Source organism: Rhodococcus sp. DK176, assembly GCF_038447315.2.
Taxonomy (GTDB): Bacteria; Actinomycetota; Actinomycetes; order Mycobacteriales; family Mycobacteriaceae; genus Rhodococcus_F; species Rhodococcus_F jostii_A.
Map to the genome: position 1 here is coordinate 2,837,928 of NZ_CP118321.2, position 26,423 is coordinate 2,864,350.

Annotated in this window: 20 protein-coding genes and 2 pseudogenes; 14 read left to right on the forward strand and 8 right to left on the reverse strand. The window is 65.0% G+C overall.

The annotated features are described in order from the left end of the window. Nucleotides 1-27: 27 nt before the first annotated feature. From PSR88_RS13430 to PSR88_RS13480, 11 genes and pseudogenes are all read left to right on the forward strand, one after another. Nucleotides 28-1,191 (forward strand): thiolase family protein, encoded by a 1,164-nt coding sequence (locus tag PSR88_RS13430; RefSeq protein WP_016882467.1) that lies wholly within the window; start codon nt 28-30, stop codon nt 1,189-1,191. 25 nt (nt 1,192-1,216) lie between these two features. After that, a complete protein-coding gene (locus PSR88_RS13435) occupies nt 1,217-1,600 on the forward strand; it encodes a Zn-ribbon domain-containing OB-fold protein (RefSeq protein ID WP_016882466.1) in 384 nt (127 codons plus the stop codon). Nucleotides 1,601-1,694: 94 nt separating this feature from the next. Continuing rightward, nucleotides 1,695-2,396, forward strand: coding sequence for a TetR/AcrR family transcriptional regulator (locus PSR88_RS13440; protein ID WP_011595358.1), 702 nt, complete (start codon nt 1,695-1,697; stop codon nt 2,394-2,396). Nucleotides 2,397-3,042: 646 nt separating this feature from the next. Further along, the gene (locus PSR88_RS13445) at nt 3,043-4,596 is read left to right on the forward strand and encodes a long-chain-fatty-acid--CoA ligase (RefSeq protein ID WP_016882465.1); all 1,554 of its coding nucleotides are present in this window, start codon (nt 3,043-3,045) and stop codon (nt 4,594-4,596) included. 53 nt (nt 4,597-4,649) lie between these two features. Next, nucleotides 4,650-5,054, forward strand: coding sequence for an SCP2 sterol-binding domain-containing protein (locus PSR88_RS13450; RefSeq protein WP_011595361.1), 405 nt, complete (start codon nt 4,650-4,652; stop codon nt 5,052-5,054). Between the two features lie 31 nt (nt 5,055-5,085). Next, complete coding sequence (locus PSR88_RS13455) at nt 5,086-6,612, forward strand: aldehyde dehydrogenase family protein (protein WP_016882464.1); 1,527 nt, start codon at nt 5,086-5,088, stop codon at nt 6,610-6,612. After that, complete coding sequence (locus PSR88_RS13460; RefSeq protein ID WP_016882463.1) at nt 6,609-7,712, forward strand: NAD(P)-dependent alcohol dehydrogenase; 1,104 nt, start codon at nt 6,609-6,611, stop codon at nt 7,710-7,712. The genes PSR88_RS13455 and PSR88_RS13460 overlap by 4 nt, the downstream gene beginning before the upstream one ends. 317 nt (nt 7,713-8,029) lie before the next feature. Continuing rightward, a complete protein-coding gene (locus PSR88_RS13465; protein ID WP_011595364.1) occupies nt 8,030-8,461 on the forward strand; it encodes an ester cyclase in 432 nt (143 codons plus the stop codon). A gap of 463 nt (nt 8,462-8,924) precedes the next feature. Then, nucleotides 8,925-10,235: a lipase family protein gene (locus PSR88_RS13470; RefSeq protein WP_342338198.1), complete on the forward strand. Its 1,311-nt coding sequence runs from the start codon at nt 8,925-8,927 to the stop codon at nt 10,233-10,235. Nucleotides 10,236-10,327: 92 nt separating this feature from the next. After that, nucleotides 10,328-10,516, forward strand: a pseudogene (locus PSR88_RS13475) (tautomerase family protein); the annotation flags it as partial. 864 nt (nt 10,517-11,380) lie between these two features. After that, nucleotides 11,381-11,569, forward strand: a complete 189-nt coding sequence (locus PSR88_RS13480; protein WP_016882460.1) for a hypothetical protein — start codon at nt 11,381-11,383, stop codon at nt 11,567-11,569. A 170-nt stretch (nt 11,570-11,739) separates the two neighbouring features. On the opposite strand, the gene PSR88_RS13485 is transcribed toward PSR88_RS13480, so the two are convergent. The 7 genes and pseudogenes from PSR88_RS13485 to PSR88_RS13515 all read right to left on the reverse strand — a co-directional run bounded on the left by PSR88_RS13485 (nt 11,740) and on the right by PSR88_RS13515 (nt 20,438). Continuing rightward, the gene (locus PSR88_RS13485) at nt 11,740-12,513 is read right to left on the reverse strand and encodes an SDR family oxidoreductase (protein ID WP_029539130.1); all 774 of its coding nucleotides are present in this window, start codon (nt 12,511-12,513) and stop codon (nt 11,740-11,742) included. Nucleotides 12,514-13,200: 687 nt separating this feature from the next. Next, nucleotides 13,201-13,952, reverse strand: a pseudogene (locus tag PSR88_RS13490) (enoyl-CoA hydratase/isomerase family protein). A 440-nt stretch (nt 13,953-14,392) separates the two neighbouring features. Beyond that, nucleotides 14,393-14,833 (reverse strand): tautomerase family protein, encoded by a 441-nt coding sequence (locus tag PSR88_RS13495; RefSeq protein WP_016882455.1) that lies wholly within the window; start codon nt 14,831-14,833, stop codon nt 14,393-14,395. 149 nt (nt 14,834-14,982) lie between these two features. Next, complete coding sequence (locus tag PSR88_RS13500) at nt 14,983-15,882, reverse strand: alpha/beta hydrolase (RefSeq protein ID WP_009475391.1); 900 nt, start codon at nt 15,880-15,882, stop codon at nt 14,983-14,985. Nucleotides 15,883-16,314: 432 nt separating this feature from the next. Then, complete coding sequence (locus tag PSR88_RS13505; RefSeq protein ID WP_016882453.1) at nt 16,315-17,226, reverse strand: MBL fold metallo-hydrolase; 912 nt, start codon at nt 17,224-17,226, stop codon at nt 16,315-16,317. 190 nt (nt 17,227-17,416) lie between these two features. Further along, a complete protein-coding gene (locus tag PSR88_RS13510; RefSeq protein WP_016882452.1) occupies nt 17,417-19,444 on the reverse strand; it encodes an acetoacetate--CoA ligase in 2,028 nt (675 codons plus the stop codon). A 40-nt stretch (nt 19,445-19,484) separates the two neighbouring features. Next, complete coding sequence (locus tag PSR88_RS13515; protein ID WP_016882451.1) at nt 19,485-20,438, reverse strand: AraC family transcriptional regulator; 954 nt, start codon at nt 20,436-20,438, stop codon at nt 19,485-19,487. Nucleotides 20,439-20,714: 276 nt separating this feature from the next. On the opposite strand from PSR88_RS13515, the gene PSR88_RS13520 reads away from it, so the two are divergent. Together PSR88_RS13520 and PSR88_RS13525 are read left to right on the forward strand one after the other, a co-directional pair. Beyond that, nucleotides 20,715-22,922, forward strand: a complete 2,208-nt coding sequence (locus PSR88_RS13520) for an ATP-binding protein (protein ID WP_411755665.1) — start codon at nt 20,715-20,717, stop codon at nt 22,920-22,922. After that, nucleotides 22,919-23,308 (forward strand): excalibur calcium-binding domain-containing protein, encoded by a 390-nt coding sequence (locus tag PSR88_RS13525; protein ID WP_016882449.1) that lies wholly within the window; start codon nt 22,919-22,921, stop codon nt 23,306-23,308. The genes PSR88_RS13520 and PSR88_RS13525 overlap by 4 nt, the downstream gene beginning before the upstream one ends. Nucleotides 23,309-23,355: 47 nt before the next feature. Here PSR88_RS13525 and PSR88_RS13530 read toward each other — a convergent pair whose 3' ends face one another. Next, nucleotides 23,356-23,796 (reverse strand): hypothetical protein, encoded by a 441-nt coding sequence (locus tag PSR88_RS13530; RefSeq protein ID WP_016882448.1) that lies wholly within the window; start codon nt 23,794-23,796, stop codon nt 23,356-23,358. A gap of 941 nt (nt 23,797-24,737) precedes the next feature. On the opposite strand from PSR88_RS13530, the gene PSR88_RS13535 reads away from it, so the two are divergent. Beyond that, on the forward strand, nt 24,738-25,862 hold the full coding sequence (locus PSR88_RS13535; RefSeq protein WP_011595379.1) for an NADH:flavin oxidoreductase: 1,125 nt from the start codon (nt 24,738-24,740) through the stop codon (nt 25,860-25,862). Nucleotides 25,863-26,423 lie beyond the last annotated feature (561 nt).

The window sequence follows — 26,423 nt, forward strand, 5'->3', positions numbered from 1 at the left end:
CCCGGACACACTGCAGAAAGAGGGTCGATGCCAGAGCGCAACGCCACCATCGTCGGATACGGCCTCACCGAAGTGGGCAAGGTCTTCGGGAAGACCGCGCGTGGATTCGCCGCGGAGTCGGTCCGGTTGGCTGTCGCCGATGCCGGGTTGTCCCTCGGCGACGTCGACGGGCTCCTCGTCAACGCCCGAGCGGGCACCGATCTGAACCTGACCCTCGCTCGCACCCTGGGGCTCGGGAATCTTCGGCTGCTCAGCGAGATCAATGCATTCGGCGCCTCGGCCGCCATCATGATCGCCCAGGCCTCGAAGGCAGTGCTGTCCGGCGAAGCGGAGGTCGTGGTGTGCGTGTTCGCCGACGACCCCAAGAAGCAGGACACCGGCGGAGCGCACGCGTACCGGACCAGCTCCCTGACGGCGACGGGCTTCCGCAGCGCCGAGACCGCCGCCGGGTTCACCAGCGTCAATCACCGCTACGCACTGGCCGCGCGCCGCTACATGGACCACTACGGGCTCACCTCCTCCCACCTCGGCGCCGTAGCGGTGTCTCAGCGGGCGTGGGCACTCGACAATCCGGTGGCCCAGATGCGGACGCCGTTGACCCTGGGCGAGTACCACCAGTCGCGCTGGGTGGTCGAACCGCTGCATCTGCTCGACTGCTGCCTCGTCTCCAACGGTGGTGCCGCAATCGTGGTGACCACCCCGGAGCGGGCACGGGATCTGCCGAACACACCGGTGTACGTCCGCGGCTGGGGTCAAGCCCACCCGGGATACGTCCTCGAACGTGACAGCGATTTCGGCCTCGTGACCGGCGCCGCCGCATCCGGGCCGGCGGCGCTGAAGATGGCCGGAATGACCGTCGACGACATTGATCTGCGGGAAATCTACGACTGCTACACCTACACCCTCCTGGTGACGCTCGAGGACTACGGATTCTGTGGCAAGGGCGAAGCCGGGGAGCTCGCCGCCAGCGGGGCACTCGCCCCCGGCGGCACCCTGCCCACCAACACCGGCGGCGGGCAACTGTCCTCTTTCTATCTGTGGGGCATGACCCCGTTGATAGAAGCCCTCACGCAATTGCGAGGAGAAGGCGGCCGACGGCAGGTCCGTGAGCACGCCACCGCCATCGTCAGCGGCAACGGCGGCATTCTCGACCACCACGGCACCCTGGTTCTCGCCACCAGCTCGGCGTGAACACCCGCAACGGAGAAGGAACACGATGACATTTCCCGCCGTCCGGGACGAGACCTCGGCACCGTACTTCGAGGCCCTCCGGGAGGGCAGGTTGGTCTTGCGGTCATGCACCCGATGTGGGCACGTCTGCCGGCCCGACACCCTCAGCTGCAGCTCATGCCACAGCGACGAGCTCACGTGGGTCGGCTCCACTGGTGACGGGGTGGTGGTGTCCGCAGTCGTCGACCACGCGAGTGCGCCCGAGCCCACCGTCCTTGCGCTGGTCGAGCTCCGAGAAGGACCGTGGTTTGCCAGCCGCATCCTCGACGTCGCCACCGCGTCCGACGTCCCGGTATCCACACCGGTGCGGTTGCGCATCACCGAATTTGCCGACGGTGAAGCGATTCCCACGTTCGTTCTCGCCACCTGACCATCACATCGACGGTGCGCCGGATCCACGAGTGATCACACAGCGCTTAGACTGACTGCACAATCAGGACCGTGAACGAGGTGGAGGTAGCGAAATGGCAAAGGCCGGTACCCGGCTGGCCGGAAAAGCCAACGCGATCCTCGAGGTCTTCACGCACAACGTCGCGCAGTTCGGCTACGACGGGACGAACCTGAGCGACATCGCCAACGAGTTGTCGATCTCCAAGGGCACGATCGTCCATCATTACGGCACCAAGGATCGCCTGCTCGCCGCCCTGCACACGTCCTACATGCGCCGCCGCCTCACCGAAGCGAAGCTACTGATCGGCAAACTCGATCATCCCGAGCAGCAACTCGCGGGACTGCTGTTCGCGTTCATCCTCTACCAAGAGCACGACCGCGACGCCACGATCGCGTTCCAGCGCGAGGTCATGCGCCTGGCAGCGCTAGATATCGACACCGAGGGACTCGAACTACGCGCCGAATACATCCAGCTGGTGCGTGACGTAATCGAAGCCGGAATCGCCGCGGGACGGCTTCGAAAAACGGATCTGCGGATTCAGTCACTGCTGATGTTCGGATCCGCGCAATGGGCCTACACCTGGTTCGATCCGAGCGGTGACGAATCCGTCGAAGAGGTCGGGGCAGCACTGGTCGATCTCGTGCTGGGCAGTCTCCTGGTCCGTCGCACGGCACTACCGGGGTTGTCGGACCCGAGAGGACTGGCCGCCCAGACCGCGCGCCAGTGCCTGCTCGAAACGTCCGCCGAATCCGACAGCGGGCTCGCTGCATCCTGATCACCGTATCGTGACCGCCGCCGATACCAACATCAGCGCCGCCGACGACGGTCGACCAAGCCTGCTTATTCGGCACGCACATACATAGCGGGAAAAGGGGCATGGGCATCGGCCCCGCTCGATACTGCGCCTTTTCGGGTGAAGGCTGTCTCCCGCCACCCGGTACCGCCGCTCGGGTTCGGTCAGTCCGCTGCGAGTAGAGCCGTATCGAGCTAGCTCGCTGCACCGCCCGGGTGCCCGGAGCGCTCGCCACCGCACTTCGAACGCTTCCGATCTGCACCCAAAAGCATTGGGGTACTCACCACGGCGACACCCGCTAGAGATCGCACGCCGTAGCTTTGTCAGGCGGCCGCGGCCGAGCGTACGCATCCCTGCCGACCCGGCGGCAAGAACACAGCGACGAAACTGGTTGCGCAGCAATAACTTGCGAACGAGACACGATTTCTGCCGGTAGGTGTCCTCGCGGCAAATCGGCAATGCGTCGACTGTGCGGCGCAATACCGATCGCCCTCCATGTTTGGTTTTTCGCCCAAACCGTTCAGCGGCCCCTTGTGCTGCACGTCACGATTCTGCTTTACTGACCGTGCGTACGGTCACTAGTTGAGCCGGGCGAAACGGACTGAACAATCCCCTCGAGAGGTGCCTGATGGCTTCACCCATCCACCATGTCTTCGACCCGATCACATACTGGGTATCGCAGGATCCCACCCGAGTCGCGCTGCGCTTCGAGGACCAGTCGTGGACATGGCAACAGTTGTCGGACCGGGTGCGGCGTAACGCCGCAGCACAGTCCGCACTCGGGCTGGCGCCCGGTGACCGGGTCGCGTTCCTGGACAAGAATCACCCCGCCAGCCTCGAGACCACACTGGCGTGCGCCTTGGCCGGAACGGTGAACGCGGTACTGAACTACCGCCTCGCACCGTCCGAATTGGCCTACGTCATCAACGACAGCCGTGCCGAACTGCTGATCCTCGGCGCCGAATTCGTCGACGTCGTCGACGCGATCAAGCCGAACCTCGACCACGTGCGCACCATCATCGTGCTCGGTGGCGAGGCGGACGAGTACGAGGCATGGCTCGGCAAGGCCCCGCCGCGCGAGATCGCTCATCCAGCCCATCCGGAGGATTGCTTCCTGCAGCTCTACACCTCCGGCACCACCGGGCACCCGAAGGGAGCCATGCTGACACACCGCTCCGTGGGCGCCCACAGCATTGCGGCCAGCGCCGCCTTCGGCTTCGCCCGGGACAGCGTGAACATGGTCGCCATGCCGCTCTTTCATGTGGGTGGCACCAGCTGGGCACTGGCCGCAATGTCGCAGGGCGCGGAGACGATCCTCGTACGCGAGGTCGTTCCCGCGGTAGTTCTGGACCAGATCACCCGCCAGTCGGTCACCCACGCGTTCTTCGTCCCCGCCGTCATCCGGTTCTTCCTGCAGGTCCCGGGTGTGTCCGCACGAGACTTCCGATCGCTGCGCTGCCTCGGATACGGCGGATCGCCCATGCCCGAAGCCCTCCTACGAGAGGCGATGAGCACCTTCGAGGTCGACTTCTACCAGGTCTACGGCATGACCGAGGCGTCCGGAGTGTTCTGCGTACTCGGGCCGCAGGACCACCGCGACCCCGCCCGGCCCGAACTGCTCCGCGCGGCAGGCCGGCCGGTCGAGGGTGCCGAAGTCCGGGTGGTCGACCCGGCCACCGGCGACGAGCTGCCCAGCGGAGAGGTCGGGGAGTTCCAGATCCGCGGACCGCAGGTGATGGCCGGGTACTGGCAGCGCGAGGCGGACACCGCCGCCAGTTTCGATGGGGAGTGGTTCAGGACCGGTGACGCCGGCCGACGGGATCCCGACGGGTTCTTCTTCGTCGAAGACCGGGTCAAGGACGTGATCATCTCCGGCGGTGAGAACATCTACCCCGCCGAGGTGGAGCGCGTGGTCAGTGAGTTTCCCGGCGTCGCGGAAGTCGCCGTCATCGGCGTCCCCGACGACAAATGGGGCGAAGTGGTCCGCGCGGTCGTCGTCGCGAAGAGCGGCGCCGACATCGACGAGAACAAACTGCTCGACTTCTGTGCCGCTCATCTGGCCGGTTACAAGCGGCCCCGCACCATTGACATCGTCACGAGCCTGCCGCGCAACGCGACAGGAAAGATTCTCAAGCGCGATCTGCGCGCACCACATTGGGCCGGCCGCAGCCGATCGGTCTGATCCGAATCCGGACAAGCACCAACCACAGACCCCAATCCGAAAGGGAAAACACCATGAGCTACTTCACCGACGCCTCCGAGGTCTACCGCTACCTGGGCGGAGTCTTCCGCGCAGCCAACGACGAACCGACCGCCGGCCCTGCGCTCAAGGACGCCGACCTCATCCTCCGACTCGACTACACCAACCCCGATTCGTCGCTCACCGTCACACTGAAGCCAGAAGGCATCGAGGTGATCGAAGGCGAAAACGACCTCATCCCGGACGTCCGGTTGGCGATGTCCGCCGACAACGGCAACAAGTTCTGGCGCGGTGAATACAACGTCGCGGTGGGGTTGGCCAAGGGCCAGGTCAAGGCCAAGGGCCCGGTGTCGAAGATCCTCAAGCTGATTCCGATCTCCAAGCCGCTCTTCCCGATCTACAAGAACCTGGTCGCCGAGAAAGACGCCCAGCACAGCTGATCACACGGCCTCGAGCAAGGACATCCCAACCATGACAGCCATACCGCACTACACCCAGTTCATCGACGGTCAATGGGTCGATACCGACCGCACGTTCGACGTCATCGATCCCGCGAACGGCGAACTGGTCGCCACCGCCGCCCGTGGCTCCGTCGAGAACCTCGACCAGGCGGTCGCCGCCGCCAAAGCTGCCCACGCCCGGGGTGAGTGGCGCACGAAGACGCCGGACGAACGCGCCGACATCCTGTCGGCGATTGTCGCCGACCTGTCCGAGCGCATGGAGGAGCTGGTTGCTCTGCACGTCAAGGAGAACGGCGTCACCATCCGCCAGGCGATGGCCTTCCACGTCGGCTACTCGATCTCGCATCTGCAGTACTTCGCCGACCTGGCCCGCACCTACGAATTCGAGCGGTCAGGGCCGCAATTGTCCTACCCGACATTGGCATCCGGGATCGTGCGCCGGGAACCGATCGGTGTGGTCGCCGGCATCGTGCCGTGGAACTTCCCGCTGCTGCTTGCTGTGTGGAAACTCGGTCCCGCCTTGGCGGCCGGCAACACCATCGTGCTCAAGCCCGACGAGAAGACGCCGCTCACCCTGCTCGAACTGGCCAAGTCGGCGGAACGGGCCGGGCTGCCGAAAGGTGTCCTCAACATCGTCACCGGTGCCGGCGAAGAGGTCGGAGCCCGTCTCGCCGCACACCCGGACGTACGCAAAATCGCCTTCACCGGGTCGACGGCGGTCGGCCGGGAGATCAGCAAGCTTGCCGCGGAGAACATCAAGAAGGTCACCCTCGAACTCGGCGGCAAGGGACCGAACATCGTGCTCGCCGACGCCGACATCGACTCCGCGGTCGACGGGGCACTCTTCGCCTGCTTCCTCTACGCTGGTCAGGCATGCGAGTCGGGAACCCGGCTGCTGCTGCCCGAGAGCCTGCACGACGAATTCGTCGACCGCCTGGTGCAGCGGGCGGCGACCATCAAGGTCGGCGACCCGTCTGAGTTCGACACCGACATCGGTCCGGTCATTTCCGCCGCGCAGCACGCCCGGATTCTCGACTACATCGAAATCGGCCAGAAGGAGGGCGCAGCCCTCGCGTTCGGCGGTGAACCGCCCACCGGAACGCAATTCGAGCAAGGGCACTGGGTGCGCCCGACGATCTTCACCGACGTCACACCCGACATGCGCATCGCCCGCGAGGAGATCTTCGGTCCCGTCCTGTCGGTTCTGAAGTACCGCACCGTCGACGAAGCCGTCGCGATCGCCAACGACTCCGAGTACGGATTGTCGGCCGGGGTGTGGAGCGAAGACCTCGAAGCGGCACTCGTCGTCGCGGCGCGAATCGAGTCGGGCACCGTCTGGATCAACGACTGGCACATGGTCAACGCTCTCTACCCCTTCGGTGGTTACAAGCAGAGCGGAAACGGCCGCGAACTCGGACCCCACGCGCTCGACGAGTACACCGAGGAGAAGTTCGTCCACGTCGACCTCTCGCGCTCCCTCGACCGCAAGGTGTACGACCTTGTCCTGCCCGCGGCCCAGGCGGCGGTGAACCGATGAGCCGCGCACGTGTCGCGCTGTTCGAGGCGCCGGACGAGAAGCTCACGGTTGTCGATGTGCAGGTCGGTCCGCTCGCCGAGGACGAGATCCGGATCCGTGTCGCCGGCGTCGGGATCTGCCACACGGACCTCACCGCTCTGCGTGGCGGTGTTCCGCTCCCGTTGCCGGCGGTGCTCGGACACGAAGCATCCGGGATCGTCGAAGAGGTCGGGGCCGAAGTGACGGCCCTCGTACCCGGCGATCACGTCGTGGTCAGTTTCGACTCCTGCCGAACCTGCACTCAATGCACCTCGGGTCGGCCGGCCTACTGTGAGTTGTTCGCGGCGCTGAACTACTTCGGCACACGCCTGGACGGCTCGACCACCATGAGCCGTGACGGCGAACCGGTCCACGGCAACTGGTTCGGCCAATCCTCGTTCGGAACCCACGCCGTCGCGAGCGCACGCAACGCCGTCAAGGTCGACGAATCCTTGCCCCTGCAACTGTTGGGGCCCCTCGGCTGCAGCTTGCAGACCGGGGCCGGCACCGTAATGAGTGTCCTGCGGGCAAAACCCGGGCAGAGCATTGCGGTGTTCGGTCTCGGCGCGGTCGGGCTCAGCGCTCTCATGGCGGCCAACGCGCTCGGCTGCACACCGATCATCGCGATCGATCCGAATCCGGAACGCCTGAACCTGGCCACCGAACTCGGCGCCACCCACACCCTCGACCCCTCTGCGATCGACGACATCGTGTGGGCGGTCACCGACATCAGTGCCAACGGTGTCGATTTCAGCGTCGACGCCGTAGGACTCGAGTCCGTCGTGCAGCAGGCGCTGGGAGTGCTGCGATCCCCAGGCATCTGCGCCACCCTCGGACTACAAGGCCTCGAAAACGAAGTTCGGATCGACCAAGGCCATCTCCTACTCGGTCGCACACTCACCGGGGTCATAGAAGGCGACGTCGACCCCCACCAGTTCATCCCACAGTTGGTCGATCTGTGGAAGAACGGACAGTTCCCCTTCGACAAACTCATCGAGACCTACACACTGCCCGAGATCAACGAGGTCCTCGCGGCAGCTGCCGCGGGGTCGGTCATCAAACCGGTGATCGTGTTCGACTGAGCACTAGATGCCGGGAAACATGTTCGATCCTCGTGGCGAGGGTGTTCCTCCCGTCGTGGCCGGACGAATGACGAAGCTGCCGATGTCCACACGTGGGACAAGTCAACGGTGCACCTCCGAGACCCCCAGTCACGGGAGCGTGGCCTGCGCGCTCCTCCGTGTGACGCCGCGTGGGCGGTCCGCAACGGGACCGCCCACGCCACCTCGCACCAACCGGCGCAGTGCCTTTCTGGGCTCAGGACCACGGCCCCAACCATTGGTACACAAACCCCATCCACCAACACATCACCGTGTTCAACCACGAAGGATCTGACTCGATGCCTATCGACACCCCTGCTGTCACTGCTGACTTCATCCAGCGCTTCTTCGCGTCCGTCGATGCGCACGACTTCGACCGGGTCGAATCGATGCTCGACCCCGAGTGCGAGATTGTCGCTCCTGGTTTCACCCAGGTCGGCGCCCCCTATGTGTGCCTGTGGATGGCGGGGTTCTTCGCCACGTTTCCCGACCTCCGCCATCATCCACGCCGCGTTGTGGTCGATGGCGACGAGATCGCCTTCGAACTGCGCGTGACCGGGACACACACGGAAGACCTCCCGCTGCCGGACGGCTCGAGCATTCCACCGACGGGTCGGTCCCTCGACATCACCCTGGGAGAATTCTGGACACTCGCCGACGGTCGGGTGAAGAACTACACCGTCTACTACGACCACCACGACTTCCTCACCCAAATGTCTGCACTGGGTTGAGACTTGGCCAGAATTACATCGGATAGACCGGGACCGATGCGAACGGTACACACGCGTCCACCACAGAACCCTCCCGCTAGCGGCCGTGCTTTTGACCAGGCTTTCGGCGCCGGCGATCGGTCGTGAGTGTGACCACAACCACGGGACCGGCGAAACTGAGACGTCCCGGTGGTGGGGCACGGGACGGGCAGCCGCCGGTGGCACGTGTCATAAAGATGAAGCCGATCGCCACCATATCGGCGCAAAATTGTTGCCGTGGAGTGAAACAGCCATGCCGGTTGCTCATGCTCGGCAGCTACGAACACCGCGGATGCTCATGCTGCGTTGCCAGCCCGTCTCCGAGTACCAGAGAATGTCGACCTCCACACGGCATACCCGGAACCGCGGCGCATCGCCTGCAGCAGAGGTTCTTCCGCGCCCCCCATTCGGGGGTTTGGGTGCTATATCGAGCCATGCCAGAGTTGTGATCCATATCACCAATACCCCTAGGAGGGTTCGGATGAAACGTCATCGTTTTCGCGCCGTGACCGCCGCGGCAGTCACGCTCGCTGCGGTGGCCATGTTCGGGTCGGCTGGACAAGTGGTGGCCGAACCGCTAACCGCCGCAGCCGCGGCGGACTTCTATCTTCCACCGCATCCGTTGCCCGCCGGCAACAGTGGGGATCTGATCCGCAGCGAACCCTTCCGCCCGCTGGGTGCTTCGCCATTGGCGGCTCTGGTACCGGCCGCGTCCGCAACCCGAATCATGTATCTCTCCTCCGACACCGTCGGCGCGCCGGTCGCGGTCACCGGAACGATTCTGGAGCCGACCGCGGCGTGGCCTGGGTCCGGGCCACGCCCCCTCGTCAGCTATACCTACGGCACCATCGGCGCGGGCGACAATTGTGCCCCCTCGAAACTGATCGCCGACGGCATCACTACCGATGGCGCCGGAACACCGATGCCCAACCTATACATTCTCGACGTCGTGCCGCTGCTGGCACGCGGCATCACGGTCGTGGTCACCGACTATGAGGGGCTCGGTACCCCGGGCGCACACACGTACCTGCAACCGATACCCGAAGCGCACGCCGTGCTTGACGCAACAAGGGCCGCCATTCGCTTCGGCGCGGCGACACCGCATGCGCCGGTAGGAATTTGGGGATACTCGCAAGGCGGCTCGGCAGCCGGTGGCGCCGCACAACTCGCCCGCAGCTACGCTCCGGAACTCAACCTCGCGGGCACCGTTGTCGGCGCACCGCCGGCGAACGTGGCCTCTACCCTGTCGAACGTCGACGGCAAAGCGCTCACCGATGTAATCGGGTTCTTCCTCAACGGCCTGCTGGCCAGCCACCCGGAATTCACGGAGGCGGTCACCACGATGCTCAACTCCGACGGGATCGACTTCCTGCACCGCACCGCAACCGAATGCGACGTGAACGCCCTATTCCATGCCTATCAGCCCACCAGCTCGTTGACGGTCAGGGGCCGACCCATCATCGACGAACTGCAAGCCCATCCCGCGATCCGGTCTGTTCTCGACAGCTTCAACCTGGGCACACCAGCCCCCGCTGATCCCGTTCTCCTTGCTCAGAACATCAACGACGACGTCACCCCCGCCGCGGACACCTACGCCTTGGAGAACGCCTGGCGTGGCGCCGGCGCCGACGTAACCGTGGCACACCGCGACACGCCTCCGCTGCTACCGCAACTCGGGGCCGCGGGGCATGGGGCCGGGCTTCTCCTCGACAATCCGACCGCCGTGCAATGGCTCATCGACCGGTTCAACCATTGACACCCTAGCCGATTCGGCTAGAGGCGCCGGCCTGGATCGCGTCCGAGTGGCGCGACCCAAACCGGGCCGCACTGCTAGGCGATGAACGCAAGACATTGGCCGAGGAGAAGCTCGCGCCCTTCATCAAGGAGCGCGGTTACGACTGGGAGATCCACATCGACGAGACCCCCATGGACCTCTGGCGCACGCAGGGTCTGGTGCCGCCGCCGCCGGAGTCGGACATGGAGAAGCTCTGGGCCAAGGAGAACCGACCCATTCCGTACGACGTCGCTGCCTCGTGACTGAGGATCCCGGGGTAGGGCGTCGCCGTGCCCCGGGCCTTGTCTGTCCGGGCTCCGGGCACTGATCCCGACACGGGCCGACGGTCCGGCTCCGGCCTGTCGGCGGTTCCCGACGATCGATCGTGACGGTCGCGGGCGCATTCGTGCCGGCAGAAAGCGGTCAGCTCGTAGGCGTTCTCCGCGAAGGGCTGATCCTGGACGCGGCTCGTCCCGGCCTTTGCGGCGATCACGACTATTTCGGCAGTGTCGCCTTCCAAATGCGCTGGCAGACAGGAATTTCTATTTGCTCAGTAGCAATATTACGTAAACTGGTAAGTTGGTTATTCGCATGGCCCGCGAATAACCGACCACTCGTGGTAACGCTACTCCGCTGCCGTCTCCGAGGGTATTCACCTGCGGTCCTGGTGAATTGGGTGAGGCGGTGACATTTGCGATACGCAGTACGTGGGCAGCCGAGCCGAGCGAACGAAACAGCCTCTGACCTGTGTGTTCACCTCGCGCCATTGCAGGATATGCATTTCGAATGCAGAATTTGCAGCGACTGAGGGACTGGATGGGTGCCCGGGCGTTGCGGGAGAGATCGACCAGCTGCAGGTGCCGGACTTCGTTGCGGCGCAGGCCCCTCCGTAGAGGGTTTTGAACGCCACCGCATCACGCCACACCGCCAAGGCACCCTTGCGGCCGGACCGCAAGATTCGCTCCGGTTCGAGGGAGCTACCCCCGCGATCAAACACCCCAAACGATGAGCGACTCCCCGCCATGTGATCGACAGAACTTGATAAGTCCCTTATCCAGTCAACTCGCGTATCTGGATCAGATTCCTCATTCCCCAGTGCCCTTGTCGTTTCCTCAGTTCATGGAGGGGTGAAGGAGGTTCGGAAGATCGATTCCACCACCACCCAACATTGCCGGGCAGAGCAGGGAATTCAACGCCACGATATGTCGAAGGTCAAGGAGTTCATCGAAGGGGGTGAGGATGATCTCGCGCCGGGCCGCGCGGGGCCCGAGGAGGTGGGTTCGATCATTCGTCCTCGGTCCACGCGCGACGGGTGACGGCCCTCGGCCGAAGGGGTCAGCGGTCGAGGGTCTCGCCGCCTGCGGACTGCCGTCGAGCCGCGGTTCCCGGGGAACGGTTTCCCGGGAAGTCCGCTGTATTTCGCCGGGCATTGAATTATGGTGACCTCACGTTGGACTCCCGTGACACAACCCATCCTATGAACTTTTCAGAACAATTGGCTCGTGAAACCGCCGTCGACGGTCAAGGCACTCCCGGTGATCATCGAAGCTTGGTCCGAAGTGAGGAAAAGAGCCGCATCTGCGATATCCTCTGGGGATATCAACCGCCCCTGCTTCTGGTCGATTACCTGAGCGAAACCGCCAGGGGCGAGGCCCATGGTGGACTCCCAAACTGGGACTTCAGAGTCAATGAGCGGAGTATCAACGTAGCCGGGCACCAGGGCGTTGACTCGGACGTTCTGTGCTCTGAGTTCACCTGCAGCTGTTGCGGTGAGGTTACGAACTGCAGCTTTCGACGCCCCGTAAGCCGCCGCGAGAGGTGTGCCCCCGGTCCCCGAAATGGACGAGAGGGTGAGGATCGATCCACCACCGTAATTCGCGATAGCCGCCGCGCTGTGCTTGATGGTCAGGAAGACACCGTCAAGGTTCACTGACATGGTGGATCGCCAAACATCGAGCGGCGTCTGCGCGATCGGATGCGATGCGCTGATTATCCCAGCGTTGGCGACCACGTGATGCAAAGCCCCATGCTCTTCGACAGTCCGTTCTATCAGTGCAGAAACGTCCTGCTCGCGGGTCACATCAGCCGGGATTGCGCTCGCGCCGGGGATGCGGGAAACAACTGCCTCGGCGGCTCCGCGGTGTCGATCGGAGACGACAACCCGAGCGCCTTCCTTCGCGAACCGGGCGGCGATCACAGCGCCGATTCCGCCGCCCGATCCAGTGACGATCACGACCTTGCCTTCGAGTGATGCAGGCATGGCCACCTTCCTTTCCATTAGACGATGTAGCTGGTTCCAGTCAGTCCGGTGCACTCGACCTGAATGTATGCACGATGGGTCGGTTTGGCGCAGTTCACGAGTAGCGTCAGCACGGCCAAGTCCGCATTCAGGAAGACGATTCGTGTGACTTCAGCGCCAGGACGGACGCGCGTATTGTTCCTACCGGCTATAAGTACTCAAATATCCTGAGTCCTTGGATAGAAGTGACAGCTCGTTGCAAACCCGTGCCCTACCCGAGTTGCACCAATGTGCCAATCCTGCCGGAGATTCGGGGTTTCGAAGGAATGAGGGAGGCTCGCGGCATCAGCCGTGAGTGGATCGAGGGCGGTGTGCGCACAATCTTGCGGATCGACATCTCGGCCTGCAGATTGCGCGAGATCGCTAACGCAGCGAACAGATAGTCAAGTGCGCCTCGCTCGAATCTCGGGTGTGACTGAAAATCGGCCCGCCCGCGTGTTTTCGCCTTCCGAAATGGCTGCTCGACCTCCCACAGAAAGTGATACTTCTCCATCAATTCATGTGGATTCATCAGCAGAAACAGGAAGGTTGATCACGTGGCCGTTCAATCCCATGAGGGAACGAGCCCTGGCTATGCGTTCGGTATCGAGGGTGTGGCGATCGCTCACCGACCCGCCGCTGCGAACGCCTTCCTCGCGGCCGACGCGATCATCGACCGACATACCGAGGCTCGCGCTTCTCGAGGAATGAGCGGACACCCTCACGGTGATCTACGGTGGTGAACAACGACGTCTGAGTGGCGGTCACCCAGCGTCCGAATTCATTCCAGTCAGGATCCAGTGCAAGGCGGAGGCCGCGCTTGGTCGCGGCGACAGCCAACGGCGGGTTCGCCGCGATCTTCTCCGCCAGCTCGAGTGCGACCGGCATCACCTGCTCGTCGTCGACGACTCGGCTGACAAGCCCAATCTGCCGGGCCCTCTCCGCGTCGATCATCTCGCCAGTGAAAAGCAACTCTGCTGCCAGCTCGCGCCCGACGATCTGCGTAAGGCGGCCGAGCCCCGCTACGTCACTGCACAACCCCCGTTTGACGAACAGCTCGCCGAAACGCGCACTCCGTGCCGCGATGCGGATGTCGGCCAGCAGCGCAAGCTCCATCCCCATCCCACGGCGGTGCCATTCACAGCCGCGATGACCGGAATATCTGTGGCCAACAGGGCCCCCGCGGCCGGAGTGATTTCGTCGTCAAACACCGGACCTGCGCCACCGCTCACCGCTCGGACATCGTCGCCCGAGCAAAAGGATCGTCCGGCACCGGTGATGACCAATACGCGAGCCGTCGCGTTGTGCACGAGTTCGGTCAGCTCGGCGTAGGTCTCGAGCCGTAACGCGTTGTGCACCTCGGGCCGCATCAGCGTGATCACCCCGACGTGGCCTATTTCTTCGTAAGAGATATCTTGCATTTCGCCGTACAACCTTCCCAGCCGAATATCCAGACAGTCTGTCGAGAGCAACCGCCGGAGTCGACCAAACCGCTATGGCAGATGAGCCGTGAAATGGTCGCAGGCTGCCCGCGCGGCCTGGTCGAAGATCACGCCCATACAGGGATCGAAGTGCCCACCGTCCGTGACGACAAGCCGCTTCGGTTCGAGCGCTCGTTCGTAGGCTTGAAAGGCGAGCTCGGCGGGCGCGCTGTCGAACGGTCTTCACGGAGTCGGGGCGAACGAGCCTGGTGAGATTGCCGGAGCCGCTGATGAACGGAACCTGGGCGACCGCAGCGCGGATGCGGCGGTCCACGGCCGCCACACTGAGCGCGTGTCCGCCGGCAAGGCTGGACCCCCCAAACTCCGATGGCATGCGGGTTCACATCTCGCCGTCCGGAGACGTACCGCGGAATCCTCAGTCACGAGGCAGCGACGTCGTACGGAATGGGTCGGTTCTCCTTGGCCCAGAGCTTCTCCATGTCCGACTCCGGCGGCGGCGGCACCAGACCCTGCGTGCGCCAGAGGTCCATGGGGGTCTCGTCGATGTGGATCTCCCAGTCGTAGCCGCGCTCCTTGATGAAGGGCGCGAGCTTCTCCTCGGCCACTGTCATCATCAAGGCGCGAACCTCTGCGGTCTCCATCTGCCGGGCGATGTGGTCGAGTCGGATCCGGACGAAGTTGTTGTTCGCCTTTCCCCCGACATACATCGTCTCCTTCGGCATGTCCTTGAACAGGACGACCACGTAGAACCGTGGCAGGTTGACGTAGTCCACGTAGATCGACGTGATCGCCTCGGACAGCTGCTCCTTGTCCTCGGGGGTGAAGGCGTTCTCGGGCGTGAAGATCTCCCAGTACGGCATGGCGCGGTTTCCTCTCATTGGATTGGTGCGGCGGGACTTGTGCCGCGATAGCGATTGCTTCGGTCGGACGGTCCGAATGGGCTCATCTAACTGAGGTCTGATGTTGCCCGCACGAAGGTTCTTTATGGACCCGTAGTCGCGGACGGGTCCTACGCCAGGGCGCGCACAAAGTGCTCGCCCGCAGCCTTTGACGATGCTTCGAACGCGGCACCGGTATACACGTCGAAGTGGCCACACGGCAGTACGAGCAACTGCTTGGGCTGCAGGGCCCGTTCGTAGGCCTCGAAGGCGAGTTCTGCGTATGCACTGATGTCTTGGTCGGCCACGATCATCAGTAGTGGGGTCGGTGAGATCCGGTGGATTCCGTCGCCGGGCTCGAACTCGACGATCCGCTCGAGCGACCCGAGGGTCACCTCGTTGCGCCAGGACGGAGCCCTGTCCTGCGCGGTTTTGGTGAAGAACTCCCAGGATTCGGTGCTGGACATCAGCGCGGGAGCCAGCGGATCGGCGTCGACGGCCGGCATGAGCGTGGGCTCCCCGCCGTGGTAGAGGTTGCGTCGTTCGCCGTCCAGCTGGGCGCGCACCGTCGGCAGGAAGTCCGGACGAACGAGCCGCGTCATCTGGCCGGACCCGCTGATGAAGGGGACCTGGGCGACAACGGCTCGCACCCGACGATCGACCGCAGCCACGCTCAGCACGAGGCCGCCGCCATGGCTCGATCCCCAGATGCCGACACGGCCGGGGTCGACGTCCTCGCGGCCAGTCGCATACGTGATGGCGTGGCGAAGGTCGCGGGCCTGGGTGATCGAATCGATGTGCTGGCGCGGAGCACCGTCACTGGCGCCGAAGTTTCGGTGGTCGTACACCAGAACGTTCAGTCCCGCTTGGGAAAAGGACTCGGCGTAGTCGTCGAGATACATTTCCTTGACGGCGGACAGTCCATGGACCATCACCACCACTGGGCCCTTGGACTGGGCCCCTTCCGCGGGATAGAACCACCCGCGCAAGGTGACATCGTCCGCTGAGAATTCAATATCCTCACGTGGCATTGGAGATCCTTCCGAAATTTGTACGCTTGTTGAAGAAGGTAGTGACGTGGGACACACCGTTGAAGGGATGCTTGCGCCCAATCCGAGTACACGTCCGCCACGTGCGGTTTGCCGTTACCCCGGCCGCGAAATCCCATCGGAATCCGTTTCGGGAGGGGGCCGGCCGTCGAGACGCACCCGGTTCGGCCCGGCCTGTTTCACGGCGCGACGTACGACTCGACCGTGGTGCCGTTGCGCGGTGAGCGCGTTGCACAATGTCTCGCGGCCACCGCGCGGTATCGAGTGGCGGTGCTCGAGCCGAACGCCTAGAACTGCACCCCTCGCGGCGATGGGCCGGGGCAGGAGGGACCCGCGTCGAGGCGTGGGGCTCGCTGTTCTGCGAGTCCCGAGCTGCGGGCGTCATTCGCTGCGCGCGGGGTCCAGCCTGGGAAGTTACGGCCGGATGTCCGCCACGGTCGAACCTGCGTCTCGAAGCTGGATCGCGTTCATGGCCGAGAACTGCAAGGTCCAGAGGTTTCCGTGCCCCGGGTACTTCGCCGACATGATGCGGACCAGATCCTCCGCATCGTCCGCAACCTCGTAGGCAGCGGCGAAGTCCTGGATGTAGGACCGTGTTTCGGCGATCATGGAATCGACGGCGTGGTCGTCGCCGTCGGGCCTGCGGTGGCCGGCGACGATCACCTTGGGTGCCAGCTTCTCCACCAGGTCCACGGTCTCGAGCCAGTCTTGCCATTCCTCGGGCGTCGACAGACCGAGCATCGGGTGGATCTCGTTGTAGATGGAGTCACCGGCCACGACGACATCGATCTCCGGGATGTGCACGATCGTCGTGGGATGGATGTCGGCCTGCTTCACCTCGACGATGTTGAGAGGCGAGCCGTCGACGTAGAGCGTGTTGTCGTCGATCGGGTCGGGGAGCGCATCACTGACGACGCAGGCGTCGCCGAACAGCATCGCCCACTGCTGTCGTTGTAGTTCCATGGATTCCTTCATGGCCTCGACCACGTGGGGCAGCGCAACGCACTTCGCGTCCGGGAACCGCTCCATGAGGGGACCGATGCCAAGGTAGTGATCGGCATGGGCGTGCGTCACGTAGATCGTGGTGAGGGTCTTCCCGGTGCGTTCGATCAGGTCCCCCAGGTCCCGGACGTCATCCTCGAGGTACTGGGCGTCGATGAGCACAGCTTCGGTCGGACCGCTGATGAGGGTCGCGGTGGTGGGCGAGAACGTCCCGCTGGGAACATCAGGCCAGTCTCCCGCGGGGATCTCGGGCCAGCGACCGACGTACACGGTCGCTCGGATCGGCGGGGCGGCTGCGGCGGGCGGGCGAGTGTCGGTATCCATGAAGCGCCTCCAGAATGGGAGTGATTGGTCAGTGGCATCGGGTGGGCCTCCGGCCCACCGCGGTTAGTTCAACGGTATGAGCGCACCGTTTCCGGGACATAGGTCGACCGTGCCGGACACGGGTACACAGCCGCCACGATTCGCTGGGCGTGACTCAACCGACAGGCCCAACGCCAGCGGGTCGTGGTTCTCACGCGCCCTGCATCGGTGAGGTCGCAGCACGAGTGGCTGCGTAGCGGGCGAAGGTTTCCAGCAGGGACGGGTCGTCGATCGATCGTGCTTCGGCAACCGCGGAGACGTCGTTCCCTTGCAGGATGCGCTTGACCGGGACTTCGAGCTTCTTGCCCGTTCGGGTGTGCGGGATCGCCCTGACGACGATCACGTCGTCCGGTACGACGCGGGGCGAGACCGCCTCGCGGATCCGCCCGACAATGCGCTCGCGGAGCGCGTCATCGAGAACGGCGTAATCGGACAATGCGACGAACAGCGGCATCCAGTACTCGCCGTTCTGCTGCTCCGCCCCGATGACGAGGGCTTCCGCTACCTCCGGGAGTTCTTCGACGACGCGATAGATGTCGGCGGTACCGAACCGGATCCCGTTACGGTTCAGCGTGGAATCAGAGCGTCCGTGGACGATCACGGTGTTTCGTTCGGTGATGGTGACCCAGTCACCATGCCGCCAAACTCCCGGGTAGCTCTCGAAATAGGTCTCTCGGTAGCGGGCCCCGTCGCCGTCGTTCCAGAATCGGGTCGGCATGGACGGCATCGGCTGGGTGACCACCAGCTCGCCCACGGCATCGCGCAGGCTTCGGCCGTCGGCGTCCCACGAGTCAAGGGCCACGCCCAGGTATGGGGCTGTGATCTCCCCGGCCCGCACCGGCAGGATCGGCACGAAGCCCGCGAAGCCGCTGGCGACATCGGTGCCCCCTGTCACCGAGGCGAGCGGCACATCGCGGCCGATGTGATCGGCAACCCAGGAGTGCAGCTCGGGAGGGACCACGGAGCCGGTGGCCCCGAGGGTCCTCAGCCGACGCAGATCGTGGTCGGTGCCGGGTGACCGACCCGCTCGGGCGCAGGCCTGGAGGTATGCCGGGCTCGTGCCCAGCACGGTGACCTTGTGGCGGGCTGCGAGCGCCCACAGTGCGTCGTCGGTCGGGTACGACGGACTTCCGTCGTAGCAGACGATCGTCGCGCCGGTCAGCAGGCCGCTCACGAGGGAGTTCCAGACCATCCAGCTCGGCGAGGTGTACCAGAGATACGTGTCGGAAGGCCCCAGGTCGAGATGGAGAGCCAGGGCTTTGAGGTGCTCGAGCACGACTCCACCGTGGCCGTGAACAAACCCCTTCGGCTTCCCGGTCGTACCCGAGGAGAACAGCACCCAGAGGGGGTGGTCGAACCGCACGTGCGCGGGGGTCATGGCCGGCCCACCCCCTGTGACTGCCTCCACCCACGGCGTGGTGCCTGCGGGAACACTCGTACCAGAGTGAAGTCGGCCGACGACGAGTACCTCACGCAGCGTCGGCATCCCAGCCTGCAGGGCTGGCAGGGCCGCGAGCCGGTCGACCTCGCGTCCGCCGAAGCGGTAGCCGTCGGCCGTGACGAGGACCACCGGTTGGAGCTGTCCGAGGCGGTCGACAACCGCTTCGGGTTGGTAGTCCTGTCCGCAGCACGACCAGGTCGCTCCGACGCTCGCGGTGGCGAGGAAGGCGATGACTGCCTCGGCAACGTTGGGGAGGTATCCGACCACACAGTCGCCCTCTCCGACGCCCCGGGCGCGCAGCCAGTTCGCCAGCGCGGTCACCTGGCGGGCGAGTTCGGTCCAGGAAACCGTCCGCGGCCCGGCCCCGCCTGGTTCGGAGTCGTCGATGATCGCCGGGCGGGACGACTGGGCGTGGCTCAGCACCGTGTCCACATAGTTCACCCGCCTGCCGGGAAACCATTCGGTAAAGGGCATCTCCCGTGTTGCCAGCACCGGGCCAACGCCGGTCATGCGCACTCCGAAGTAGTCCTTCATCGACGCCCAGAATTCCTCCGGGCTGGTCACCGACCAGTCCCACAAGGACTGGTAGGAGGTGGCCTCGAATCGGCCCGTCGCCTGCAGCCAGTCGATGAAGTCACTGATCCGGGCGTCGGCGATCCGTTCTGCCGAGGGCGACCAGGCCACGTCCCCGGGTCCGATCGAACTCAACTCCACGGTCGCGTCCATTCCGAAATCCATATCTGCACCCTTCTTCGCTCGTTGCTAGTCAGGACGGGCATCAGCAGCCGTGGCTTTCCCGGTACTCGCTCGGCGAGACCCCGAAGCAGCGGTGGAACTCCCGGCGAAGGTGGCTGGGGTCGTAGTAGCACCATCGGTGAGCGATCGTCGCGATGGTCATGTTGGAGTTCACAAGTTCCTCGCGGACCGCGGCCATTCGCCGTGCGCGCACGACCGCGGTCATGGTGTCCCCGGTCAGGGAGAAGGCCCGGTGGATGGTTCGTGTCGAGACGTTGTGGGCGGCCGCAAGATCCTCGATATGGATCGGACCGCTACGAAGATTGCGCGTGATCCAGTTGTCAATCTGCGCGCGCAAAGCAGCCAAGGCCGATCGACCTGTGACAGAGCCGGTCTCTGCGCGGATGATGCCGGCAGTCAGTGCCACCAGCGCCCGGCGGGTCGCCTCGATCTCCGAGGGATGCATGGCTGGTAGCCGGCTCCAGACCTGGTCAAGGGTCGTAAACAGGACGCCGACCAGCGGCCGGTCCTGCTCGAGCACGAGGCAGCCGGGAATGTTCGCGTCGCAACCAGCTGCCAGCAGCGCGGCCCGCGGCAGGGTCAGCGTGCGTTTCCTGACCCGCTCCGGCACCGCGAAGCCGTCACCGTCGTAACCGCCGGTGGCCACGACCACTGTCCCGCTCACCAGCGCGGCATCCGTGCCCGCGAAGGAAAGTCGCTCGTCGCCCCAGTCACCTGCCACGACCACGACGACATCGCGCTCAGCGTCACGATCTTTACCCAGCGACAGCACGCTGTGCAGGGGCGGGCAGTCCCAGTCCGCGAGCTGGAGGTCGCCGACGTCTCGCGAACGCAAGCGAGTGGCATTGCCCCACCTCTTGCGGTGTTGCACCGTCATGGGCCCCGAGACATCGCGGACCGCAGTCTCCCAGCGGGCCCCAGGCCCGGCCGCCTCGACGTCGAGGACTTCGATTTCGGTGGCTGCGGACGCGGTCATCGGGGCCTCCCAAAGCAGTGGACTAGGTTTGATGTGCCTGTACAGCCTGCCTGTGGACCACCACGGGGGGCATTGTGTGAATCACGTATTCCATTACCTATTCGCGCTGCGGCCCGACCGCTCCCGGTCGGACGTGAGCGTTAGTCTGGTCGGACCATGGCTTCACTGTCGGCGAACCAGCCGGACAACCTGCCCGCGGATCTGACGAGTTTCGTAGGCCGTCGATCCGAGACCCAGACTGTCCGAAAGCTCCTCTCCGCCGACCGGCTCGTCACGTTGACCGGGGTAGGCGGGGTCGGCAAAACCCGCCTCGCACTGCGGGTTGCCCGTGATGTCTGCCGCGCCTTCCCGGATGGGGTTTGGCTGGTCGAACTGGCGTCCCTGAAGGACCCAGACCTGCTGCCGCACACGCTGATAGATGCACTCGGGATTCGCGAGCAGTCAGCCCCTGCCCCGTTGGTCCTCACCGACTACTTGCGCCCCCGGCACACCTTGTTGGTCCTCGACAACTGCGAGCACATACTCGAGGCAGCCGCGGACCTGGTGGACCGGCTGCTCCGGGCGGCGCCGAAACTGCGGATCCTCGCCACGAGCCGACAAGCGCTGATGATCGCCGGTGAGCATGTGTACCCGGTTCCGACGCTCCCGGTGCCCGACGTCGATGTCCGTCTCGCTCCCGGCTCGGCGACGCAGTTCGCGGCTGTCGACCTGTTCGCCGCCCGGGCTGCTGCGGTCGTTCCCGGGTTCGAGATCACCCCCGACAATGAACAGGCGGTCATCCGGCTCTGTCAGCGGCTGGAGGGGATCCCGTTGGCGATCGAACTGGCGTCGGTACGGTTGCGCGTGCTCACGGTGGAGGAGCTCGCGCATCGGCTGGATAGTCGGTTCGAGCTGCTTCGCGAGGGCAGTCGTAACTTGCCGAAGCGGCATCGGACTCTTCAGGCACTGATCGACTGGAGCTACGAGCTGTGTACTCCGGCCGAGCAGACGCTGTGGGCGCGCGCATCAGTGTTCGCTGGTGGGTTCGGCCTTGACGCGCTCGAGGCTGTCTGCGCGGACGAGTTGCTTGCCGAGGAGGTCATTCTCGACACGGTGGCCGGGCTGACCGACAAGTCGATCTTGATCCGAGGCGAGCACGGCGGGCGTGTCAGGTTCCGCATGTTGGAGACTATCCGGGAGTACGGTCACGCCCGACTACGAGAGTCCGGCTCCGAAGCGAAGGTGCAGCGCAGGCACAGAGATTGGTACTGGCGGGTGATCGAGAAGGCTGCCGCGGAGTGGTTCGGTCCGGGACAGGAGGCCTGGGCGGCCCTGCTCCGTGTGGAACATCCGAACGTGCGCTCGGCGCTCGAATTCTGCCTCGCGCGGCCAGACGAGGTGCGCGTCGGACTGCGGATGGCGGGCCTGCCCTGGTTCCTCTGGACTGCGCTCGGCTTCATGACCGAAGGCCGCCTGTGGCTGGACCGGGCCTTGGCAATGGATCAAGAACCGAGTCTCGAGCGGGTTTGGGCGCTGGGCACCGCCGCTGACATCGCTGTCTTCCAGGGCGATGAGGCTGCTGCTACTGCACTGATCGACGCCGTCCACGATCTGGCGGGCCGACTGGGCGACCCACAGGGCCTGGCTTACGCAACCCATATGCTCGGCCTACGCGAACTGGGCACCGACCCGAGCGCTGCGATTCCACTGTTGGTTGAAGCGCTCGAGCGATATGGGTGCGCCGACGTACCCGCCGACTACCCCAACAGTGTGCGGCCTGCACTGACCATGGCCTACGTGCTGTCGGGCGAGCTGGACAGAGCCGCCGAAGTGGTCGAGGAGGCATGCGAACAGTGCAAGCAGGCCGGCGAGCGTTGGCTGTTGTCCTACGCCATGTGGGCGAAGGGGTTCTTGAGGCTCCTCCAGGGCGAGCTCGAGCAGGCCGAAGCCGATCTGTGCGAGGCGCTCCAGCTCAAGCGGTTCACCCAGGACAGTCTGGGCCTGGCGTTCATCCTGGACGTTCTCGCCTGGACCGCCGCGGCGAGCGGCGACTGCGAGCGGGCCGCCGTGCTCCTCGGCGCATCGGACCAGGCCTGGCAGACCATTGGCGTCCCACTGCTCGGAGCGAAACACCTGCTCGCGCGGCGCGAACAGTTCGAGAACATGGCTCGGCAGGCGATGGGCAACCCCGGCTTCGACACCGCGTTTGCGCGTGGAGGCCAGCTCACCGTTGAGGAGATGCTGACCTTCGCGCTCCGAGAGCACCGAGTCTCCCCCGTCGAGCCCCGACAGGCCGACAGCTTGTTGACACCTCGAGAGCGTGAGGTCGCGGAGCTGGTGGCGCAGGGAATGTCGAGCAAGGACGTGGCAGCGAAGCTGGTCATCTCCCGACGCACCGTCGACGTACACGTGGAGCACATCTTCGGGAAACTTGGGTTCAACTCCCGCACTCAGATCGCGACCTGGGTGGCACAACGGCGCGCGCCGGAATCGCCAAATCGGTGATAGTCATCTCCGCCCTCATCAGCGGCTGCGGCGGCGGCGCGCCGTCCAGCAGCATGTCGCCCACCACCACGGCCTCGTTGGCCCGGCTGGTCGACGCATCGACCGCACGACCCACGACCACCACCAGCGCGGCGCCCGCCACGACCACCGCCGCCCTGCCGATGACCACGACGTCGGCCGTCGCCCCGCCGGTCGCGCCCACGACAACGGTGGCCGTTGCTCCCCCGCCCGCCCCCGCCGTGATCCCGGCCGCCCCGCAATCATCGGTCAGCTACGCGTCCTGCGCCGACGCAAAAGCAGCCGGCGCCGCGCCGATCTACCAAGGCGAGCCCGGCTACTCGACGAAACTCGACCGGGACAAGGACGGTATCGCCTGCGACAAGTGAGGCGGCGTCACCCTCGCCCGACGCCGTGCCGTCGTCGACGGTGCGGGTCACAGGGGGCACAGGGTTTGCCGGGTCCTGTTCCAGAACGGAAACAACTCGGGGCTGCCGGCGTCCGGGTGTTGCCGTTGCGCCTGCTCGACGAATTCGAGGACCGTCTTTCCGGTGGTGTGCGACAGTGCGCAGGCGTCCAGACTCAGCTTCGCCGACGCCACGAACCCGATCCTCTCGGCGTACGGGCCCAGGACCCCGGAATCGACGAACGGGCCGAGGCCTGGCCCCCACCGGTTGAAGGCGGACTGCAACCCGAAATCACAGGGCTGCCCGAAGAGTTCACTGCACGTCGTCGGCCGGCCGTGGACCATGACCGCGGTATCGGGCAGCGGGCGCGGCGGCTCGGGCGAGTCCGGTCGCGACGCCACCGCCCACACCACCAGCACCGCGGCGCCGACGACCAGGCACACCAGCACCGCCTTCAGGACCTGCTTCATCGCTCACTCACCTCGTCACACACCTTCATTGCACCACTCCTGCCCTCCGGCCCGCTGACACACGGCCCGACGACAACCAGAAGGCCAGAACTGGAGCGTCGTCGTAGGTCACCGCCGGGCCCCCAACGCGAGCCGCTCCTCGCATGACGCGCGCACTGCACCGTGTGCTCGGTCGCAGGCGATAGCCGCCGGGCGCCTGCCCCGACCGATACCGATGACACCCGACCCGTGAGGTCACCGGGTGCCGACGCACTCCCCCGGCGCCCGAGTCAGCACCCGGGCCAGCGATAGTGACATCAGAAGACCTCCTGCATCGGGCGGACCGAGTCCGAACCCTGCCACTATCGCGCATCACGAGCCGTGGGCGCCGAAGAACCCCGGTCGGCGCCCACGGAACTTCACCGCGACCGGCTGCCGTGCACCCGGCACGACGCGTTGCTCACGGGTCGGCACACGTCGCTATCCGACCGATGATCGTCACAAATGCACTGGCAGGCAGTACTTTCGATGTGCCGACAACAAATATTATGTCAACTAGTGGATTGCAGGGCCCGCCCCCGCAGCATGCAGGGTCCATCCGCCCTCCGCCGCGCACCCGTGTTCGTCCGCGACAACAGCCAGATGCTGTTCGGTGATGCGAAGCAGCGGATCGAAGACATCCTCAGCGTGCTGTGACCGTACGACCTCGTCGACCAGCAGCGTGGACACAAGCGCGCGGCGTTATGTGCGGCTCGCCCGGGCGAGCCGCGGTTAGCGTGAGAGTCGCAGGCAGCCCCCTCGCCGAAGAGCCGAGTGGGCAAACTCACCACAAGAGAGCGAGCCATCTCTCTTGCAGGGTGGCAGAATGGCCTACATCGTGTTCGACGCCGAGAAGCGCATCGGGTTTCCGAACCATCACGTCGCTGTCGACCTCGAGTCGCCCCGAAACCAAGGAGGAACAAATGTCCATCGCGTCAGATGCGGTACGTACTGCGCAGGTTCTCGGCCGCTCCTTCAGCGTCGGCAACCTCACCGTGCCCAACCGCATCGTCATGGCTCCGCTGACACGGTTCTTCTCCCCAGACGGGGTTCCCGGCCACGACGTGGCGCAGTACTACGCACGCCGGGCCGCCGCGAATGTCGGCCTGATCATCACCGAGGGGACTTTGGTCCAGCACCCCTCGTCGGGCTCCAGCGACCGGGTCCCGCGTTTCTGGGGCGAAGAATCGCTCGCTGGCTGGCGCGGTGTCGCATCGGCCGTCCACGAGGCCGGCGGAAAGATCATTCCGCAGCTCTGGCATGTCGGCTCCACGCGTACCGAGGGGGTCGGACCCGTCCGTACGGCGCCGCCCGTCGGACCCTCCGGTCTCGCCCTCGATGGCTTGCCGGCGGGGGTTGCCCTCAGTACAGCCGATATCGACGATGTCATCGGCGCTTTCGCGACCGGCGCTGCCGCCGCGCAGGAGCTCGGCTTCGACGGCGTCGAATTGCACGGTGCCCATGGCTACCTCGTCGATCAATTCCTCTGGGGACGGACGAATCAGCGTACGGATTCCTACGGCGGTGACCTCGCCTCCCGGGTCCGCTTCGCCGCCGAGGTCGTCGCGGCCGTCCGGGAATCCATCGCGCCCGACTTCCCGGTCTTCTTCCGACTGTCGCAGTGGAAGACCGGGCAGTACGACGCGCGTATTGCCGAGACACCCGCGGAATTGGAGGCGATACTAACACCTCTCTCCGACGCAGGTGTCGACGTCTTCCATGCGTCCACTCGACGGTACTGGATTCCGGAGTTCGAAGGCAGCAACCTCAACCTGGCTGGCTGGGCCAAGAACGTCACCGGGAAGGCTTCCGTCACAGTCGGATCCGTCGGTCTCGACAAGGAGTTCGTGGGTCCGGCTGGACGTCCGGACCGGTCAGCCGTTACGAGTATCGAAGAACTTCTCGACCGTGCCGGACGTGATGAATTCGACCTCGTCGCGGTAGGACGTGCCCTGATCGCCGACCCCGAGTGGGCCCGCAAGGCGCTCGACGGGCGGCTCGAAGACGCCGAACCGTACGACGCGGCACTCCTCGAGACCCTTCACTGAGGTGATTTCCGAAGCCCACGGTTGCAGAACGCCAGCGGAAGTGTCTGCCGCACAGGTACGCTCGACCTCACGATACGGTGTTGCGACCACCGATGGAATCGCCCTGGCCACCCCGATCGGAATGAACCACGTGCCGTCCGGGTTGCGGAGCGCGATCGCGTTCTGTGGGCGCCGAACACGCGCCAGGTCCGCAGTCATTCGGTCGACGATCGAATGACCAACGATCCGAACAGATTAGCAATCCTTGATCGCAGAAATAGGTGAGCGTCATCTGTCGAGTGCTCGGTGATGTTCTCACCCACAGCCGATTCGGCTGCTGGACGCTGAACTGGCCCCAGACGAGGTCGTCACGGACCGGCGGCCCGGATCGACGATGAAGTCCTCACTACTTGGCGAACACCGAGAGGACCCGCTGCTGCGAGCACAATCGGCGGACACGGTTCTCGCCGGCGACGATCCAGTGCGCGGGTAGTTCGTCGGCGATGAACCGCTACCCGAACTCTGGATCGTCGCCGGGGATAGCGAACGCGGCGTTGATCAGATGGTCGTCGTCCCGCTCCC

What these genes read in the sequence shown, in the direction of transcription:
- PSR88_RS13435 (WP_016882466.1), top strand. Translation starts at nt 1,217, where the DNA reads ATGACATTTCCCGCCGTCCGGGACGAGACCTCGGCACCGTACTTCGAG.
- PSR88_RS13460 (WP_016882463.1), top strand. Translation starts at nt 6,609, where the DNA reads ATGAGCCGCGCACGTGTCGCGCTGTTCGAGGCGCCGGACGAGAAGCTC.
- PSR88_RS13465 (WP_011595364.1), top strand. Translation starts at nt 8,030, where the DNA reads ATGCCTATCGACACCCCTGCTGTCACTGCTGACTTCATCCAGCGCTTC.
- PSR88_RS13440 (WP_011595358.1), top strand. Translation starts at nt 1,695, where the DNA reads ATGGCAAAGGCCGGTACCCGGCTGGCCGGAAAAGCCAACGCGATCCTC.
- PSR88_RS13530 (WP_016882448.1), bottom strand. Translation starts at nt 23,796, where the DNA reads ATGAAGCAGGTCCTGAAGGCGGTGCTGGTGTGCCTGGTCGTCGGCGCC.
- PSR88_RS13495 (WP_016882455.1), bottom strand. Translation starts at nt 14,833, where the DNA reads ATGCCGTACTGGGAGATCTTCACGCCCGAGAACGCCTTCACCCCCGAG.
- PSR88_RS13445 (WP_016882465.1), top strand. Translation starts at nt 3,043, where the DNA reads ATGGCTTCACCCATCCACCATGTCTTCGACCCGATCACATACTGGGTA.
- PSR88_RS13455 (WP_016882464.1), top strand. Translation starts at nt 5,086, where the DNA reads ATGACAGCCATACCGCACTACACCCAGTTCATCGACGGTCAATGGGTC.
- PSR88_RS13430 (WP_016882467.1), top strand. Translation starts at nt 28, where the DNA reads ATGCCAGAGCGCAACGCCACCATCGTCGGATACGGCCTCACCGAAGTG.
- PSR88_RS13450 (WP_011595361.1), top strand. Translation starts at nt 4,650, where the DNA reads ATGAGCTACTTCACCGACGCCTCCGAGGTCTACCGCTACCTGGGCGGA.
- PSR88_RS13510 (WP_016882452.1), bottom strand. Translation starts at nt 19,444, where the DNA reads ATGGATTTCGGAATGGACGCGACCGTGGAGTTGAGTTCGATCGGACCC.
- PSR88_RS13515 (WP_016882451.1), bottom strand. Translation starts at nt 20,438, where the DNA reads ATGACCGCGTCCGCAGCCACCGAAATCGAAGTCCTCGACGTCGAGGCG.
- PSR88_RS13500 (WP_009475391.1), bottom strand. Translation starts at nt 15,882, where the DNA reads ATGCCACGTGAGGATATTGAATTCTCAGCGGACGATGTCACCTTGCGC.
- PSR88_RS13485 (WP_029539130.1), bottom strand. Translation starts at nt 12,513, where the DNA reads ATGCCTGCATCACTCGAAGGCAAGGTCGTGATCGTCACTGGATCGGGC.
- PSR88_RS13535 (WP_011595379.1), top strand. Translation starts at nt 24,738, where the DNA reads ATGTCCATCGCGTCAGATGCGGTACGTACTGCGCAGGTTCTCGGCCGC.
- PSR88_RS13505 (WP_016882453.1), bottom strand. Translation starts at nt 17,226, where the DNA reads ATGGATACCGACACTCGCCCGCCCGCCGCAGCCGCCCCGCCGATCCGA.